This window comes from Acinetobacter sp. RIT698 (assembly GCF_009668065.1).
Lineage (GTDB): Bacteria > Pseudomonadota > Gammaproteobacteria > Pseudomonadales > Moraxellaceae > Acinetobacter > Acinetobacter guillouiae.
In genome coordinates this window covers 1-16,180 of sequence record NZ_WJYH01000025.1, presented here as the reverse complement: position 1 = coordinate 16,180, position 16,180 = coordinate 1, and the positions used below count along the sequence as shown (strand labels likewise).

The 16,180-nt window shown below is 38.6% G+C and carries 14 protein-coding genes; 5 read left to right on the top strand and 9 right to left on the bottom strand.

Going from position 1 to position 16,180, the window contains the following annotated elements:
* The first annotated feature begins 28 nt into the window (after positions 1–28).
* Positions 29–571: an Mpo1-like protein gene (locus tag GJV03_RS12285; RefSeq protein ID WP_004821154.1), complete on the top strand. Its 543-nt coding sequence runs from the start codon at positions 29–31 to the stop codon at positions 569–571.
* Positions 572–793: 222 nt separating this feature from the next.
* Here the strand turns inward: GJV03_RS12285 and GJV03_RS12280 are convergent, their stop codons facing one another.
* The 9 genes from GJV03_RS12280 to GJV03_RS12240 all read right to left on the bottom strand — a co-directional run bounded on the left by GJV03_RS12280 (position 794) and on the right by GJV03_RS12240 (position 10,726).
* Positions 794–1,405: a superoxide dismutase gene (locus tag GJV03_RS12280; protein ID WP_154130184.1), complete on the bottom strand. Its 612-nt coding sequence runs from the start codon at positions 1,403–1,405 to the stop codon at positions 794–796.
* 465 nt (positions 1,406–1,870) lie between these two features.
* Entirely contained in the window at positions 1,871–2,962 is a 1,092-nt protein-coding gene (gene ychF / locus GJV03_RS12275; RefSeq protein ID WP_004720929.1) for a redox-regulated ATPase YchF, read from the bottom strand.
* A 350-nt stretch (positions 2,963–3,312) separates the two neighbouring features.
* A complete protein-coding gene (locus tag GJV03_RS12270; RefSeq protein WP_004720927.1) occupies positions 3,313–3,972 on the bottom strand; it encodes a methionine ABC transporter permease in 660 nt (219 codons plus the stop codon).
* Positions 3,953–5,023 (bottom strand): ATP-binding cassette domain-containing protein, encoded by a 1,071-nt coding sequence (locus GJV03_RS12265; RefSeq protein ID WP_004720923.1) that lies wholly within the window; start codon positions 5,021–5,023, stop codon positions 3,953–3,955. The genes GJV03_RS12270 and GJV03_RS12265 overlap by 20 nt, the downstream gene beginning before the upstream one ends.
* An 11-nt stretch (positions 5,024–5,034) precedes the next feature.
* Positions 5,035–5,871, bottom strand: coding sequence for a MetQ/NlpA family ABC transporter substrate-binding protein (locus GJV03_RS12260; protein ID WP_056510766.1), 837 nt, complete (start codon positions 5,869–5,871; stop codon positions 5,035–5,037).
* Positions 5,872–5,881: 10 nt separating this feature from the next.
* Positions 5,882–6,763, bottom strand: a complete 882-nt coding sequence (locus GJV03_RS12255) for a MetQ/NlpA family ABC transporter substrate-binding protein (protein WP_105712791.1) — start codon at positions 6,761–6,763, stop codon at positions 5,882–5,884.
* Positions 6,764–6,818: 55 nt separating this feature from the next.
* On the bottom strand, positions 6,819–8,252 hold the full coding sequence (locus GJV03_RS12250) for an LLM class flavin-dependent oxidoreductase (protein WP_151801700.1): 1,434 nt from the start codon (positions 8,250–8,252) through the stop codon (positions 6,819–6,821).
* On the bottom strand, positions 8,252–9,484 hold the full coding sequence (locus tag GJV03_RS12245; protein ID WP_105712789.1) for an SfnB family sulfur acquisition oxidoreductase: 1,233 nt from the start codon (positions 9,482–9,484) through the stop codon (positions 8,252–8,254). Before GJV03_RS12245 ends, GJV03_RS12250 begins: the two co-directional genes overlap by 1 nt.
* Before the next feature lie 36 nt (positions 9,485–9,520).
* A complete protein-coding gene (locus GJV03_RS12240) occupies positions 9,521–10,726 on the bottom strand; it encodes an SfnB family sulfur acquisition oxidoreductase (RefSeq protein ID WP_004720914.1) in 1,206 nt (401 codons plus the stop codon).
* A 396-nt stretch (positions 10,727–11,122) separates the two neighbouring features.
* Here GJV03_RS12240 and GJV03_RS12235 point away from each other — a divergent pair, with 396 nt between their 5' ends.
* From GJV03_RS12235 to GJV03_RS12220, 4 genes are all read left to right on the top strand, one after another.
* Positions 11,123–11,887: a glutathione S-transferase gene (locus tag GJV03_RS12235; RefSeq protein ID WP_004821170.1), complete on the top strand. Its 765-nt coding sequence runs from the start codon at positions 11,123–11,125 to the stop codon at positions 11,885–11,887.
* Between the two features lie 71 nt (positions 11,888–11,958).
* Positions 11,959–12,333, top strand: coding sequence for a hypothetical protein (locus GJV03_RS12230; protein WP_154130183.1), 375 nt, complete (start codon positions 11,959–11,961; stop codon positions 12,331–12,333).
* 320 nt (positions 12,334–12,653) lie between these two features.
* Positions 12,654–12,923: a hypothetical protein gene (locus GJV03_RS12225; protein WP_004720907.1), complete on the top strand. Its 270-nt coding sequence runs from the start codon at positions 12,654–12,656 to the stop codon at positions 12,921–12,923.
* Positions 12,924–13,307: 384 nt separating this feature from the next.
* On the top strand, positions 13,308–15,947 hold the full coding sequence (locus GJV03_RS12220; RefSeq protein ID WP_004720906.1) for a bifunctional aconitate hydratase 2/2-methylisocitrate dehydratase: 2,640 nt from the start codon (positions 13,308–13,310) through the stop codon (positions 15,945–15,947).
* The last annotated feature ends 233 nt before the right edge of the window (positions 15,948–16,180 follow it).

Sequence of the window (16,180 nt, the reverse complement as noted above, 5' to 3'; positions counted from 1 at the left end):
AATGAAGAGATTAACAAGGACGCTGAAAATGAACAGATTAGAGCAACTTCTTAGCCAGTACGCAGCTTATCATTTAGACCATAAAAATGTATTTACGCATTTTATTGGTATTCCGATGATCGTATTTTCAATCATGTGTCTAACGGCTAGAGCAGGGGTGATGCTTTCAGGTTTTGAAATCACTTTGGCATTGATTCTATTGGTTTTAAGTGTGATTTATTATTTTAGTCTGGATAAATTATTCGGCTTTTTAATGTTGCTTATTTATGCAGTAGCCTATCCATTTGCCTATAAAATTGCTCAATTAGGCATGGGAACTTGGCTAAGTATCAGCATTGGTACTTTTGTTGTAGGATGGGTATTCCAATTTGTAGGGCATTTTTATGAAAAGAAAAAACCTGCATTTGTTGATGATTTAGTCGGTTTAGCGATTGGTCCATTATTTGTCTTAGCTGAGTTTGTATTCTTGCTGGGTTTTCGTAAAGATTTACAAGAAAAAATGCTAGCAGAAGCCAGAAAGCAACGTACTGCAATGGATGAAAAATCATTAGACGCTTTACACGCGAAATAATTTGAAAGATAAAGAATCTAGTTCATGATAAAACCCTTTAAGTCAGTAATTTAAACTGACTTAAAGGGTATCGACTTCTATATTTTTGTTTGTTTTAGAATAAGAATTCTTTGATAAATATCACTAAACCAAAGAAAAAAATGGCGCAACCAATATAAAATTTTATTTTTTTAATCAGTGAAGAATTGAACATTGGCATCGTCATATGGTCTGTATAGTATTTCATTGGATTGCTTCTAAATAACGGCGATTCACTTCTTCCCAATTCACAACATTATAAAATGCCGCAATATATTCGGGACGACGGTTTTGGTATTTTAAATAATAAGCATGTTCCCAGACATCTAAAGCCAGAATCGGGATATTGCCATTCATCAGTGGTGAATCTTGATTGGCACTGCTTTCTACGATGACTTTCTTTTCAGGGGTTACGCTTAACCATGCCCAGCCACTACCAAATCGTGTCAGTGCTGCTTTAGTAAAGGCTTCTTTAAAGTTTTCAAAACCTCCAATATCTCTGTCAATTGCTTCAGCGATTTGTTTAATTGGCTCTCTACCACCTTGAGGGCTCATTACTGTCCAGAATAAAGAGTGGTTAGCATGCCCACCACCATTATTAATTACGCTATTTTTAAGATCAGCAGGAACTTCATTCACTTTTGAAACCAGTTCTTCAATCGACAACTTTTCCCATGCTGTGCCTTCAACTGTGGCATTGATATTATTGATATAGGTTTGATGGTGCTTGGTATGGTGGATTTCCATTGTTTTTGTATCAATATTAGGTTCAAGTGCATCGTATGCATAAGGCAGTTGTGGAAGCGAGTAAGCCATGAATCAATCCTGTGATGTTAAGTATAGTGATAATGCTAATAATTATCATTATTATATATGAGCATCAAAAGTGCAACCTACTTAACTTTATTATTGTGTAGCTGATTTCAAAATAGAAATGATCAATTGAGGCAGGGGCTTAGCGATAGAGGCTTGGTGCGTTTTAAGATGTAAATAAATATCGCGTATATTTACTGGAATATTGTAATTTTAAATGTTGATATTTTTTTATAAAAACCTGAATACGTGTTTCATTAAAAAGCAGAGTTAAAATTAGATCGATAAGAGGAATGGTGAAAGTGATCCGCAAATCAATCAAAAGATCGTTGAATCTACATTTAGAAAACAAGTTTTAAATATTCGTCAGACATTTATAAACCAAACTAGAACCAGCGAAAGATTCTATGATGAAAAAAAACAGGTTGAAGAAGTCTTCAACCTGTCTCATCAAAGCATGAGATCTGCTTATACGTTAAAACGGAAGTGCAAGACATCACCATCTTGAACGATGTAAGTTTTACCTTCTAAACGCCATTTTCCTGCTTCCTTAGCGCCGTTTTCACCGTTGTATTGGATGAAATCGTCATAAGCGATACATTCTGCACGAATAAAGCCTTTCTCAAAGTCAGTGTGGATTACACCTGCAGCTTGAGGTGCAGTTGCACCCACTTTTACAGTCCAAGCACGTACTTCTTGAACACCTGCTGTAAAGTAAGTTTGTAAGCCAAGTAAGCTATAACCTGCACGAATCACCACATTTAGACCTGGTTCTTCCATGCCTAATGCTTCAAGGAATTCAGCACGATCTTCATCATCCAACAATGAAATTTCAGCTTCGATTTGGTTGCAAAGCGGAACAACGATTGCATTTTCCTCAGCAGCTAACTTTTTCACAGCTTCAAGGTGTGGGTTATTTTCAAAACCATCTTCTGCAACGTTTGCGATATACATGGTCGGTTTTAATGTCATTAAACCAAAACCACGCACAAGTTTACGTTCATCATCATCTAAATCAGCCGCACGAGCTGGCTTGCCTTCATCAAGTAAAGGTAGAATTTTTTCTAAAACTGCTTTTGTTGCAAGGGCTTCTTTATCACCGCTTTTTGCAGATTTTGCCAAACGGGTAACTGCTTTAGTTACAGTTTCCAAGTCAGCAAGTGCAAGTTCAGTATTAATCGTTGCAATATCATCTAATGGATCAATTTTACCATTTACATGAATTACGTTTTCATCTTCAAAACAACGTACAACGTGTGCAATTGCATCAGTTTCACGGATGTTTGCAAGGAATTGGTTACCCAAACCTTCGCCTTTAGATGCACCCGCAACTAAACCTGCAATATCTACAAACTCCATCGTAGTTGGAATAACACGTTGTGGTTTAACAATGGCTGTTAATTTGTCTAAACGTGGATCAGGTACAGGTACGATGCCTGTATTTGGTTCAATGGTACAGAATGGGAAGTTTTCCGCAGCAATAGCAGCTTTAGTCAATGCATTGAAAAGTGTAGATTTACCAACGTTCGGCAAGCCGACAATACCGCAATTAAAACCCATGAAATAACTCACAAAGTGTTATATAAAAATTGCGGATGATTTTACATGAAAGCCATGACAAAGTCAGGTCTGCGACCTATAAGTTTTAAAATCAGATCATCTCAAATATATCAAGTGCTACATATTTGCCTGAGATCAGCACTTTTATTGAACAAAATAAGCATTCTAGGGGAGTGACAATAGTTTTAGTATGATTTTTATAAGTAGGTCAAATTGAGCAAAGTTACTGTCCTGCATCCAACAACGACATCCATGTCGCCCTACAGATGGATAAGCCTTGTATAATTCAACAAGGCAAAAGCGGAATCTATTTTATTTATATTGATGCAAATGAAGTTAATTGGAAAAACTTAAATCTTCCGCTTATCCAACTGGCTTGCCAAACTGTCACCAAATGCTTGAACGATCATGACCAAAGCCACCAAGACCACAATCACAGCAAACATCATTTGCATATCAAAGCGTTGGTAACCATAACGGTAGGCAATATCACCTAAGCCACCAGCACCAATTGCACCTGCAATTGCAGAGGAGTTAATCATGGTGACAATTGTGACTGTAAAACCTGCCACAATGCCGGGTAACGCTTCAGGTAAAAGTACATGCCAAACGATTTGCTTACGGTTACAGCCCATCGCTTGTGCAGCTTCAATTAGACCTTGATCAACTTCACGTAAGCTAACTTCTGCAATACGGGCAAAGAAAGGTGTCGCTGCTAAAGTTAATGGAACAACAGCTGCCCAGACTCCGTAACTGGTTCCGACAATCCATCGGGTTAAAGGAATCAGCGCCACCATTAAAATCAAAAAGGGAACAGATCGGGTAATGTTGATCACCGTGCCTAATGCATGATTAATCTTTTTAGATGGATAAATCCCTTGTTCAGATGTATTGACCAAAATCACTGCCAAAGGTAAGCCAATCAAAAAGGCAACAATGGCAGATACGCCAACCATCAGTAAGGTATCTATGGTTCCTGTCAGCAATAAATCAATGAGTTGGTCTTGCATAGCCAAGTACCTCTATTTGCGCAATTTGATGTTTTAACCTTTCTTGTAAATTATGCAGGTCTAAATGGGTTTGTTCAGTACCGACAATCAGCGTTCCAATCAAATGGTTTTGGATGTTGTCGATATGACTTTGATATAAATGTACCGATTTTTCAAAAACCTGAAAAAGTTCAACTAAATCAGGTGAGTTTTTCGGATCGGTTTCATAACGTAGTTTTAAAATGCTATGGGTTGAATCTTGTTGCAGCTCTGTATGCACTGGAAAGGGCAAATCGAGTTGTTCTAGGTTTAACAATTCTTGTGTGATTTTCTGCTGAGGCTGTGAAAATACGGACCAGACTTGTCCTGACTCAACGATTTCACCATGTTCAATCACCACCACTTGATCGCAAATTTCACGAATCACTTGCATCTCATGGGTAATTAAAACAATGGTAATCCCCAATTCTCGATTGATTTTTTTCAGCAAGGATAACACCACTGAGGTACTTTCAGGATCAAGTGCAGACGTAGCTTCATCACACAATAATATTTCTGGATGATGCACCAGCGCACGAGCAATACCAACACGTTGCTTTTGACCACCAGACAGCTGTGAAGGGTAGTTATGCGCTTTATTTCCCAATCCGACCAGTTCTAAAACATCGTTGACACGTGTTTCAATTTCAGCTTTATCGACATGGGCAATTTTTAAGGGCAAAGCCACATTGTCCCAAACTGTTTTGGCAGACATTAAATTAAAATGCTGAAAAATCATCCCGATTCTTTGACGTGTTTGAATCAACTCAGCATGACTGAGTTCAGCCAAATTCTGTTGATGAATATGAATACTACCCTCAGAAATACCTTCTAAACCATTTAAGGTTCGGATCAAGGAAGATTTACCTGCGCCACTTTTACCGATGATGCCGAAAATCTTGCCTTGAGGAATATCTAAGTTGATATTTTTTAACGCATGGATCTGTTGATCTTGTCCATCATAGTATTTATTCAGATCACGAATTTTGATATGAGGGACTGAAAAATCAACATGCGAACCGAAACTCACCATTTCTATTCTCCTTATTTCCAGCCTGCAAACCACATATCTTTGCCGAAATCTTTATCTAAAATATCTCGAACTTGCTGTGAGTTTTGGAAAGCTTGAATAAATTTCTCTAACTTTTGATTTTTGTCTTGATAATCGGTACGTGTCACAAAAAGAATGGCGTACTTTTTATCGACGGGATCTAAAAACAGGGCACTATGCGGATCAGCTTTTTTTGCCATATTTAAGTAATGTGGAAAACCAAAAATCAGATCTGCATCATCATAAGCTAAAGCTGTTTGTGGACCTTCGACTTCTAAAAACTTCAACTGTTTAGGGTTTGAAACAATATCCTGAAGTGTGGAAAGTTCATTGTTGATGTCTTTGATTTGAATTAACCCAGCACGATGTAGCAGGATCAAAGCACGCGCAGAGTTAACGGGGTCACTCGGGATGACAACACGAGCATTTTGAGGTAAGGCTGCTAAGGATTTATATTGTTTTGAATATAAACCGACATGGCTGCCGCTACCTGTACCAAAAGCATGCAAATCGTAATTGGTTTGCTTAATGGCATTCTTTAAAAATACACTTTGTTGGAAAAAGTTAGCGTCAATGTCACGGTTTTGTACCGCAACATTGGGTGCTTGCCAATCTGAAAATTCGACCAGTTTGACATGGATACCATCTTTCTCTACCTCTTTGGCAACCGTTTGTAGTAGTTCGGCATAAGGTGGGCTAATGCCAATCGTGAGTACATTATCCTTTTGTTGATTTTGTACATAACGATAGGCAAAAAGTCCTAATAATACGATGACAACAGCAAGACCAATCAGCAGGTTCTTGTTTTTGAGTTTGGAAACTTGGGACATGAGTTATTCCTTATTTCCAACCTGGGAACCATAAATTTTCACCAATATCATCATTTAAAGCCTGTTTGACCTTGTCTGAAGTTTGGTAAATTTTTACAAACTCTTTTAACTGTTTGGCTTTTTCTGGGTGCTTTTGCTCATAGTCATCTTTTACAACAAACAAGATGGCATAACGTGTATTGGTATTATCATCGAGTAATAATGCTTTGTTTGGATCAATGGTTTTTGCAAGACGTAAATAAAGTGGGTAGCTAAATACTAAATCAGCATCATCTACAGCACGCGCAGTTTGAGGACCTTCAACTTCAATAAATTTAAAGTTTTTAGGATTTGAGCTAATGTCTTGTAAGTTTGATAAATGGTTATTCGGATCTTTCAAGGTGATGAGTTTTGCCTGTTGTAAAAGCAACAGTGCACGACCTTGGTTGACTGGGTCATTTGGAATTACTACACGTGCATTTTCAGGTACCGCCGCTAAAGAATCATATTTTTTAGAATATAAGCCCACATGAGTTGCAACACCTGTGGCAATCGGTTTCAGTTTAAAATCAGTTTCTTTTAACGCATTGCTTAAAAATGGTTGGTGTTGGAAATAGTTTGCATCAATATCACCATGATTTAGTGTGATATTCGGTGTGTTCCAATCTGAAAATTCCACCAGTTTAATATGAATCCCTTGTTTCTTGGCTTCCTCTGCTGCAACTTGTAAAGGCTTGGCAAAGGGTGGGCTAATACCAATGGTGATTTCTTCTGAACCGGCTTTTTTATGTTGGTTCCAATAAAAAAGTCCTGCAATCACGGCAATAATGATCACGCCAAGCAAAATAAATTTATTCTTGGAGCCTGATTTTTTGGATGGATTACCATTTGCAGGTGAGTTTATTTGAGTCATGTGACACCCCTTAAAGTGAAATTATTCAATTCATCATGTTTGCTGATTAGGTTATTTAGGCAGTTTGCTTTTGCCGATCTGCCGTTTCGATGCTGTTGTTATGATTTGAGTTTTGACATCGAAAATCAGCAGCAGGGTGTTGTTGGGTTAAATGATCACCCTGTTTAAAGATTTTGTTGCGTAAAGAACCATTTTCATATTTGGTTTTAAATCTGCCACGTTGTTGCAGTTCAGGAATAACAAAATGAATAAAGTCATGATGTGATTCAGGTGCAACAGTACGAGTTAGGTTAAAACCATCAATACCTGTTTCATCAATCAACTGAATTAATTTTTCAGCAATTGTTTCACCACTTCCAACAATCAGTGGATAACGACCACCGAGTTGATGCTGTGCTTTAAGATCATTAGGTGTAATCTGGTTTTCCTTAAATTTATTATTGACTGAAGCAATACTGTTGGTTTGTTGATATGGGATGGCCTCATCATCAGCATATTTGGATAGGTCGATACCGACTGAACTTGAGAAATGTGCTAAACCTGCTTCTGGACTTGCATAGCGGGCATATTCAGCTAATTTCTCTTGAGCTAATTCATCTGTTTCTGCTGTAACCACTGTGATTCCCACAAAGATTTTAATATCTTCTGGATTACGGCCTTGCTGCACAGCCAATTCTCGAATCTTATCCACTTGTTGTTTGATTTTTGCAGGTTGATCCCCGCCAATAAAGACACATTCCGCATGACGTGTGGAAAATGCTAAACCGCGTGGTGAAGCGCCTGCTTGAAAGAGCACAGGAGTACGCTGTGGTGAAGGTGAGACTTGGAAAACACCTTGGCTTTGATAAAAGCGCCCTTGATGGTTAATTTGATGAACTTTTTTAGGATCAGTAAAAATACGCTTTTGCTTATCTTTTTGTACCGCATCATTTTCCCAAGAACCTTCCCAAAACTTATAGCAAAGCTCTAAAAATTCTTCAGCTTGTTCATAACGTAAGTCATGATCTTTTAAACCTTTTTGCCCAATTAAGCGTTCAGCACTGTCCAAATACCCCGTCACAATATTCCAGCCAATCCGACCTTGTGTCAGATGATCTAAACTCGCGAAGCGCCGTGCGAATTGGTACGGTGTTTCATAACTTAAGTTTACGGTCACGCCAAAACCTAGATTTTGGGTTACCGCTGCCATTGCTGAAATCAGGGTAGATGGGTCATGACTCGGCAGTTGAATCGACTCTTTTAATGTTAAATCTATACCATTCTGGTAGACATCATAAACACCAGTAATGTCTGCGATAAACAACCCATCAAATAAACCTTGCTCCAAGGTCTTAGCGAGATCAGTCCAGTAATTGAGCTCATTAAAACGATGAGATTCATCACGCGGATGGGTCCACAAGCCGTGATTGATATGGCCGACACTGTTCATGTCAAAAGCATTGAGTAAGATTTGTTTTTTAGGTGCTGTATGTTGAGATGTATTTGTCATTACAATGTCCCTCTGCGTGGTGGAAGGATGTTGTTTAATACATAGTTTCCAATAAAATAATATTTCCAGCGTGATGCATCATGCAGTGTATGTACCCGTACATTGCGCCAATGTCGATCTAAGCCATCGGCACGTTGACTACCGCGACTTCCCGCAAGTTCAATTAGCTTGGATGAGGCTTTTAATGCTGTTTCAGTACTGTGTGCACGGACTTTAGCCACATCTAGTGAGGCTTTGGCAATATTTTCAACTGTAGGTTGTGGTTTTGCCGCATCAATAGATTGAGCAGCTTGTTTTAATAAAACCTCACTTGCTCTTACATCAGCAGCAACACGGCCTAATTCATAAATGGTCAGTGGATCTTGGTCTGCACGTTCTACATTGGCATCAATCCATGCACGTGCTTTTTTAACCCGTTCTATTGTTTCTTCAAATGCTGCACGCGCAATGCCTGTTTCAATCGCAGCATGCATAATTTGTGCAAATGGGCCAACGAGGGTGGGTTCAGAAAATGCAGTGTCAAAACGAATGACATATTCAGATTCAACAAAAACTTGATTGAATTTAACGGTGCCACTGCCTGTGGTTTTTTGTCCAAAGCCTGACCAATCATTGATACGTTGTAAGCCTTGTGCATCGGCAGAAATAAAAGCTAAATATTCACGTTCTTCAGCATCACGGACTAATGTCGGAATGCGATGGGCAAATAGACTGCCCGTGCAATAGAACTTTTCCCCATTGACCACATAACCATGTTCAGTTTGACTAATTTGGGTATGCTTTTGTGCAGCAGTCTTGGTCTTAAATTCAGCGAGGGCATTGCCAAAACGTGCGCCTTGAAGTACTTCGCTATAGAGTTTTTCCTTTTGCTGCTCTGTACCCGTATTACGTAATACTTCCAATGCATAAAAATGGTTTTGTGGGATTTGACCAATAGAGCCATCTACGCCACTGAATAATGCAATTATTTTAGCAACAGTGTGACTAGATACTTCTGCACCACCATATTGCCGCGGTACTGTGATCGCCCATAACCCTGATTGACTAAAAGCTTCAACCTCATCAAATGGTAAAATTCTTTCAGCATCACGGAGTACCGCATTTTGTTTAAATTGCTGACTCAACTGTTGCGCGATTTCTAAAGCTTCTTGATCATTTTGAATAATATGTGCTTGCGCAAAGGGATGATTGTGTACATCCAATGTTTTATTGATATCTTGATAAGTTGTCATATATATTTCCCTGATGAGTAACAAAGTCGTTTAACTTTAAATCCACGCATGGCGCTGATTTTGCGTACCATTTAAGTAATAGTTTCCAATGGCATGAAGTTTCCAACGCACAGGGTCATGTAAGGTATGTACACGAGCATTACGCCAGTGTTGATCGAGATTATGAGTTTCTAGACTTGAACGACTACCGCCTAATTCAAGTAGCTTTTCAGAGATAAGGAGTGCTGCATCGTTGGCATACACTTTTGCCTCAGCGACGATAATGGAGGCTTTACTGGCTTGTTCAGGACTGACGATGTCTTGTGAATCTAACTGATCTAAATATTCTGAGGCTTCATCGAGCAATAAAATCGATGCATCGAGTAAGATATTGAGCTTACCGACTTCTTGTAGGGTATACGCTTCAAAACTGGCTTTATCTACATTGGCATCAATGATTGGGCGTGCTTTATGGATTGCAGATAAAGTATCTGCAAAGGCAGCTTCTGCAATGCCCACATCAATCGCAACCTGAATCAGTTGTGAGTACGCCCCACGATATTTTGACGCATCGGCAAGTGGTTTTTCATCCATAATAAGATCTGGATGAACCACAACATTCTTTAAACGCACTGTGCCACTTGCTGTTGTACGTTGTCCAAAGCCATCCCAATCATCAACAATTTCAACACCGTCAGCTTTTGCATCAATAATCGTTAAAACAATATGACCATCTGGGTGAATTGCACGTATCGCCAACCAATCGGCAAAATATGAACCCGTTGAATAAAACTTCTCACCATTTAAAAGGTATTGACCATTGATCTGTTCTAAACGTGTTTCAATGGTGCGGGTATCTTTGGTATTGCGTTCTGGGCCACCATTAGAAAGCCGTTTACCATTTAAAATTTCAGTATAAATAAACTGTTTTTGCTGTTCATTGGCAATATGCTCAATGGCATTTAACAAGCCAAATTGATTTTGAGGAATCTGTCCAACACTGGCATCTGCCTTGGATAAAATACGGAAAACATGCGCAAGGGTTTTATTTGAAACTTGAGCCCCACCATATTTTTTGGCAATACGAATTCCGCCTAATCCTTTGAGGCTTAATTCTTGAATGACATCAACAGGTAAAATTCGTTGTTGATCACGTATATTTCGTTCTACCAAAGCAAAATCAGCAACTTGGTAAGCTGCATTTATTGCTTGTTGATCGTTTTGGATCACAAAGGCTGAGGTAGAAGAATTCAAACTAGACATATTGGCACCTTTCAATAGATACCAAAACGCTAAGCAATATTGTGGTAAAAATTAAACGAACTATTGTGCTTAACTTATCTAAAAATATTGTTAGGATAAAAATCGCAAAGTTTTTTAATATTGAATATAAGTTAAAGTATTGAAATTTATTATTTACTTTGAGTTTATCAGGTCTGACTCTTAGTCAGAGTTAGCTTTGTTATTCCTATCAAGAATAAAGAATAAAGAAACTGATATAACCATGGAATAAGGATTGGGTCATATGACGAGCGATTGAAGTAAAAAGTACATTGTAATTCAGGTGATGAATGTCTAAAGTACACAAGATTACTCAGGATTAATCTTAACTTTTAGATTTATCTAAGCTTTTAATTAAAAAAATAATTTGGAGACTACATGCGTACGTTGTACCAATTCCCACTCTCGCATTACTGTGAAAAAGCCCGTTGGTTGCTTGATCATAAAGAATTGGATTTTGTTGCGCAGAATTTAATCCCAGGTGTCCATCGTGCATTTGCACAACTTAAAACAGGGCAAAACAAGCTGCCTATTTTAAAAGATGGAGAACGTTTTATTGCGGGGTCGACTCAAATCGCATTGTATCTAGATGACGTTTATCCTGAACATCGACTGCTTCGTACAGATCACACGCTTCGCGAAAAAACCTTAGAAATTGATTTGATTGCCAATGAGTTAGGTATTCATGTACGCCGTTGGGGATTGGCACATGCTTTAGCAGAAGGCGATGAACCGTTAGAAATTATGATTGGTGAAAAAGGCTATTTACGTCAATTTGAAAAAATTTCAAAGCCTATTCTTAAAACCATGGTTTCAAAAAGTTATCAATTGGACAAAGAGAAAGTCGAAGAATCTAAATACAATTTAGAGCTGACTATCGACAGTTTAAATAAGATTTTGATTGATAACGGTTGCCGTTATTTTGTTGGCGATCGCCTGGGTTTGGCAGATATTTCAGTATGTTCAATTCTTGCGCCGTTATTAGAATTACCTGCGACACCGTGGGAAAAGGAATATGCAGAAAATATTTCTCAAGAATTTACCGAATTTAGCCAACATTTGTTAGAACTGCCTTTAGGGCAATACGTGAAAAGAATTTACGCCACTGAGCGCAATGCACGTGTAGATTGGCGAGGAATGTAAGATTTCAAAGCAAGAAACTCTCCAATTTACTGAAAAATTAAGTATCATAGTGTGGAATTGGAGATTTTTTAATGCAGAAGTTCGTAATTTTAGGTGCGATAAGCACTGTTTTATTGATGGCGGGTTGTACTGAGAAAAAGCCTGCAACTCCTGAAGAAATTTGGAAAGGTTACTGTACCAGTATTGGTAATGCTGCACGTTCTATTACTTTAGATCGTCAAAATGGGATTACCAAGAAAGAAGCAATTGAATATGCAAATAAAGTCACTGATCCAACAACTAAGGGCTTTGTACTTGAGTATTTAGAGAAAGTCTATGCATTATCAGATGCAGAGCTAAAAGCGGATAAAGATGCAGTTCAAGCAAAGTTTAAGAACGAAGCATTTGAACAATGTCTAAATACACCGCATGATCCGACAACAATGCCAGATTATAAACCGTTCTAAGGAGCGGTTTTTTTATGGCTTAAAGCACAACAAGCAGGATATATACCTGATCAGCAGACAATGAAAGAATACGATTTGTGTACATTAGAAACGTGAAGTTTGAGTAATCAGTACATGCAGGCTTTTGAGTGCTCATCCCTTTAAATCGTTTATGTGTGTTTTTGCATGAAGATTACCATGACATGGTCTTTTTTATATTGAGTTATCGAGAATATATAAGTAATTGACAAGCCTCGTCACAAAAAATGATTAGCATAAAAATTGAAAAGCATATATACACTATAGAAATAGAAAATAAAAAGTAGCATAGGAGTGAGACAATGGAAGTAGTTGCTTATTTACATAATGCAGATTTGCTCTTAGAAGATGACAATGGTGTCGCTGTGATTAGCGGAAGTCATTATGTACTGAGTTTAGGTGATCAAGTTTTTTTTCAAGAAGTCATTGATGAACGAGCAAAGTTATATCAAGTGAAAATTTCATTTGCGTGTACTGAACATTCAATGTTTCATGAAGATGAAGTGCAAATGAAATTTGAAGGTTGTCGTACGGAATTCCAAAAGTATGTAGACAGTACGACAGTCCACTAAGGTGGAATGTACTTTGTTCTAAAAAAAAGGCAACATATGTTGCTTTTTTTATGGCTGAAACAGTCTAAAGGCAAGGTAAACATAACTTCAATCTTATTAAAGAGAAGTTCATGTTTTACAAAGATAATATTTTTAGAGCTTTTTCAAATTAATTTGAGAAATAATTTACATAAACGTCTGATGAAAGCGTACTGTGTAGATCTGTAGTTAAATGAAGCGAAAAGTGATGAGTATTTATTTATAAAATAATGGTCATCACGAATTAATACGCTCATTGCATTAACTTTTGGCTTGATTTTTAGTAAAATTTGACAGTCCATATTGCCTGTGAAGCTTTAATAAGCAGGAATTCACAGGTAAATTTTTAAAAAGAGGAATTACACCGTGCTAGAAGCTTACCGCCAACACGTTGCAGAACGTGCCGCACTCGGAGTCCCACCGAAGCCACTTGACGATGCTCAAACTGCTGACTTGGTTGAATTACTAAAAAATCCACCAGCGGGTGAAGAAGCATTTTTAGTAGATTTGCTTGAAAACCGTGTTCCAGCAGGTGTTGACCAAGCTGCATATGTAAAAGCTGCTTTCTTGACTGCTGTTGCTAAAGGTGAAGCGACTTCTCCATTGGTTTCTAAAGAGCGTGCGGTTTACTTACTAGGTACTATGCTTGGTGGTTATAACGTAGCACCTTTGGTTGAATTGCTTGATGATGCTGCACTTTCAAGCTTAGCTGCTGAAGCATTGAAAAAAACGCTTCTTGTATTTGATGCGTTCCATGACGTTGCTGAAAAAGCCAAAGCGGGTAATGCAAATGCACAAGCCGTTATGCAATCTTGGGCTGATGCTGAATGGTTTACTAGCCGTAAAGACGTTCCAGAAGAAATCAAACTTACTGTTTTCAAAGTAACTGGCGAAACAAATACTGATGATTTGTCTCCTGCACAAGATGCTTGGAGCCGTCCAGATATCCCATTGCATGCAAACGCAATGCTTAAAAACGTACGTGATGGTATCAACCCAGAAGTTCCTGGTGAAGTTGGTCCATTAAACCAAATCAAAGAACTCATCGCAAAAGGCAACCAAGTTGCTTATGTTGGTGACGTTGTTGGTACGGGTTCTTCTCGTAAATCTGCGACTAACTCAGTGCTTTGGTTCTTTGGTGATGACATTGCTCACATCCCGAACAAAAAAGACGGTGGTTACTGCTTAGGTTCTAAAATCGCTCCAATTTTCTTCAACACAATGGAAGATGCTGGTGCGTTACCTGTAGAAATTGATGTTGCTAACATGAACATGGGCGATGAAATCGTTCTTAAAATTGATCATGCTGCTGCAAAAGTCACTGCATTTAAAGCAGGCGAGCAAATCGCTGAATCTGAGTTGAAAACGCCTGTTCTTCTTGACGAAGTTCGTGCGGGTGGTCGTATCAACTTAATCGTTGGTCGTGGTTTGACAACTAAAGCGCGTGAAGCTTTAGGTCTTCCAGCATCTACTTTATTCCGTGTTCCAGTTCAACCTGAAAACACTGGTAAAGGCTTTACTCAAGCTCAGAAAATGGTTGGTCGTGCTTGTGGTCTTCCAGAAGGTCAAGGCGTTCGTCCAGGTACTTACTGTGAACCGAAAATGACGACTGTTGGTTCGCAAGATACGACTGGTCCGATGACTCGTGATGAATTGAAAGACTTAGCTTGCTTAGGTTTCTCTGCTGATCTTGTGATGCAATCTTTCTGTCACACAGCTGCATATCCAAAACCAGTTGACGTTCAAATGCAACATACGCTTCCTGATTTCATCATGAACCGTGGTGGTGTTTCATTACGTCCAGGTGACGGTATTATTCACTCTTGGTTAAACCGTATGCTTCTTCCAGATACAGTTGGTACTGGTGGTGACTCACATACACGTTTCCCAATCGGTATTTCATTCCCAGCGGGTTCTGGTCTTGTCGCGTTTGCTGCTGCAACTGGTGTTATGCCGTTGGATATGCCTGAGTCGGTACTTGTTAAGTTCAAAGGTAAAATGCAGCCTGGTATCACGCTACGTGACCTTGTACATGCAATTCCTTACTACGCGATTCAAGCGGGTGACTTAACTGTAGAGAAAAAAGGTAAGAAAAACATTTTCTCTGGTCGTATCTTAGAAATCGACTTAACAGAAATGGAAACAGACTTAACTGTAGAGCAAGCATTCGAACTTTCTGATGCTTCTGCTGAACGTTCTGCTGCTGGTTGTTCAATCACACTTTCTGAAACGAAAGTTGCTGAATACTTGAACTCTAACATCACAATGTTGAAGTGGATGATTTCTCAAGGTTATGGCGATGCACGTACTATGGCTCGCCGTGTTGAGAACATGGAAAAATGGTTAGCGAATCCATCACTTCTTCAAGCTGATGCTGATGCTGAATACACTAAAGTGTATGAAATTGATCTTGCTGACATTAAAGAACCCGTTCTTTGCTGCCCGAACGATCCTGATGACGCTAAACTTCTTTCTGATGTTCAAGGCGTTAAGATTGACGAAGTGTTCGTTGGTTCTTGTATGACGAACATTGGTCACTTCCGTGCTGCTGGTAAATTACTTGATAAAGTACCAGGTGGTTCATTGTCTACTCGTTTATGGTTGGCTCCACCAACACGTATGGACGAGCATCAATTGATGGAAGAAGGTTTCTATAACATTTATGGTAAAGCTGGCGCGCGTACTGAAATGCCAGGTTGTTCATTATGTATGGGTAACCAAGCACGTGTAGCTCCGAACACAACTTGTGTATCGACTTCTACGCGTAACTTCCCGAACCGTTTAGGTCAAGGCGCAAATGTATACTTAGCTTCTGCTGAGCTTGCATCTGTTGCTGCTGTACTTGGTAAATTGCCTTCTCCAGAAGAGTATCAACAATATGCTGCTCAAATCGACAGCATGTCTGCTGACATCTATCAATACTTGAACTTCGACAAGATGGGCGAGTATACAGATGCTGCTAAAGACATCGATACTAAGAAAATTGCTGCTGCTCAATTAAGCTAATTTATTGAAAAATAGATTAAATTGAGTTAAAACTAAGGGCTGATTAATCAGCCCTTAGTTTTATGTATAAAAAAGCTTATATGTGCTATTTAATTAAATATAATGGTTAAAATGATATTCGAATGGTTTATACAATAGGGTAAAAGGAATTGCATCAATTTTATATAAACTGGTGAGAAATGGCTCAAGTACACGATTTTGTTGTTTTAAATAAAGAAACATATGCATATGAA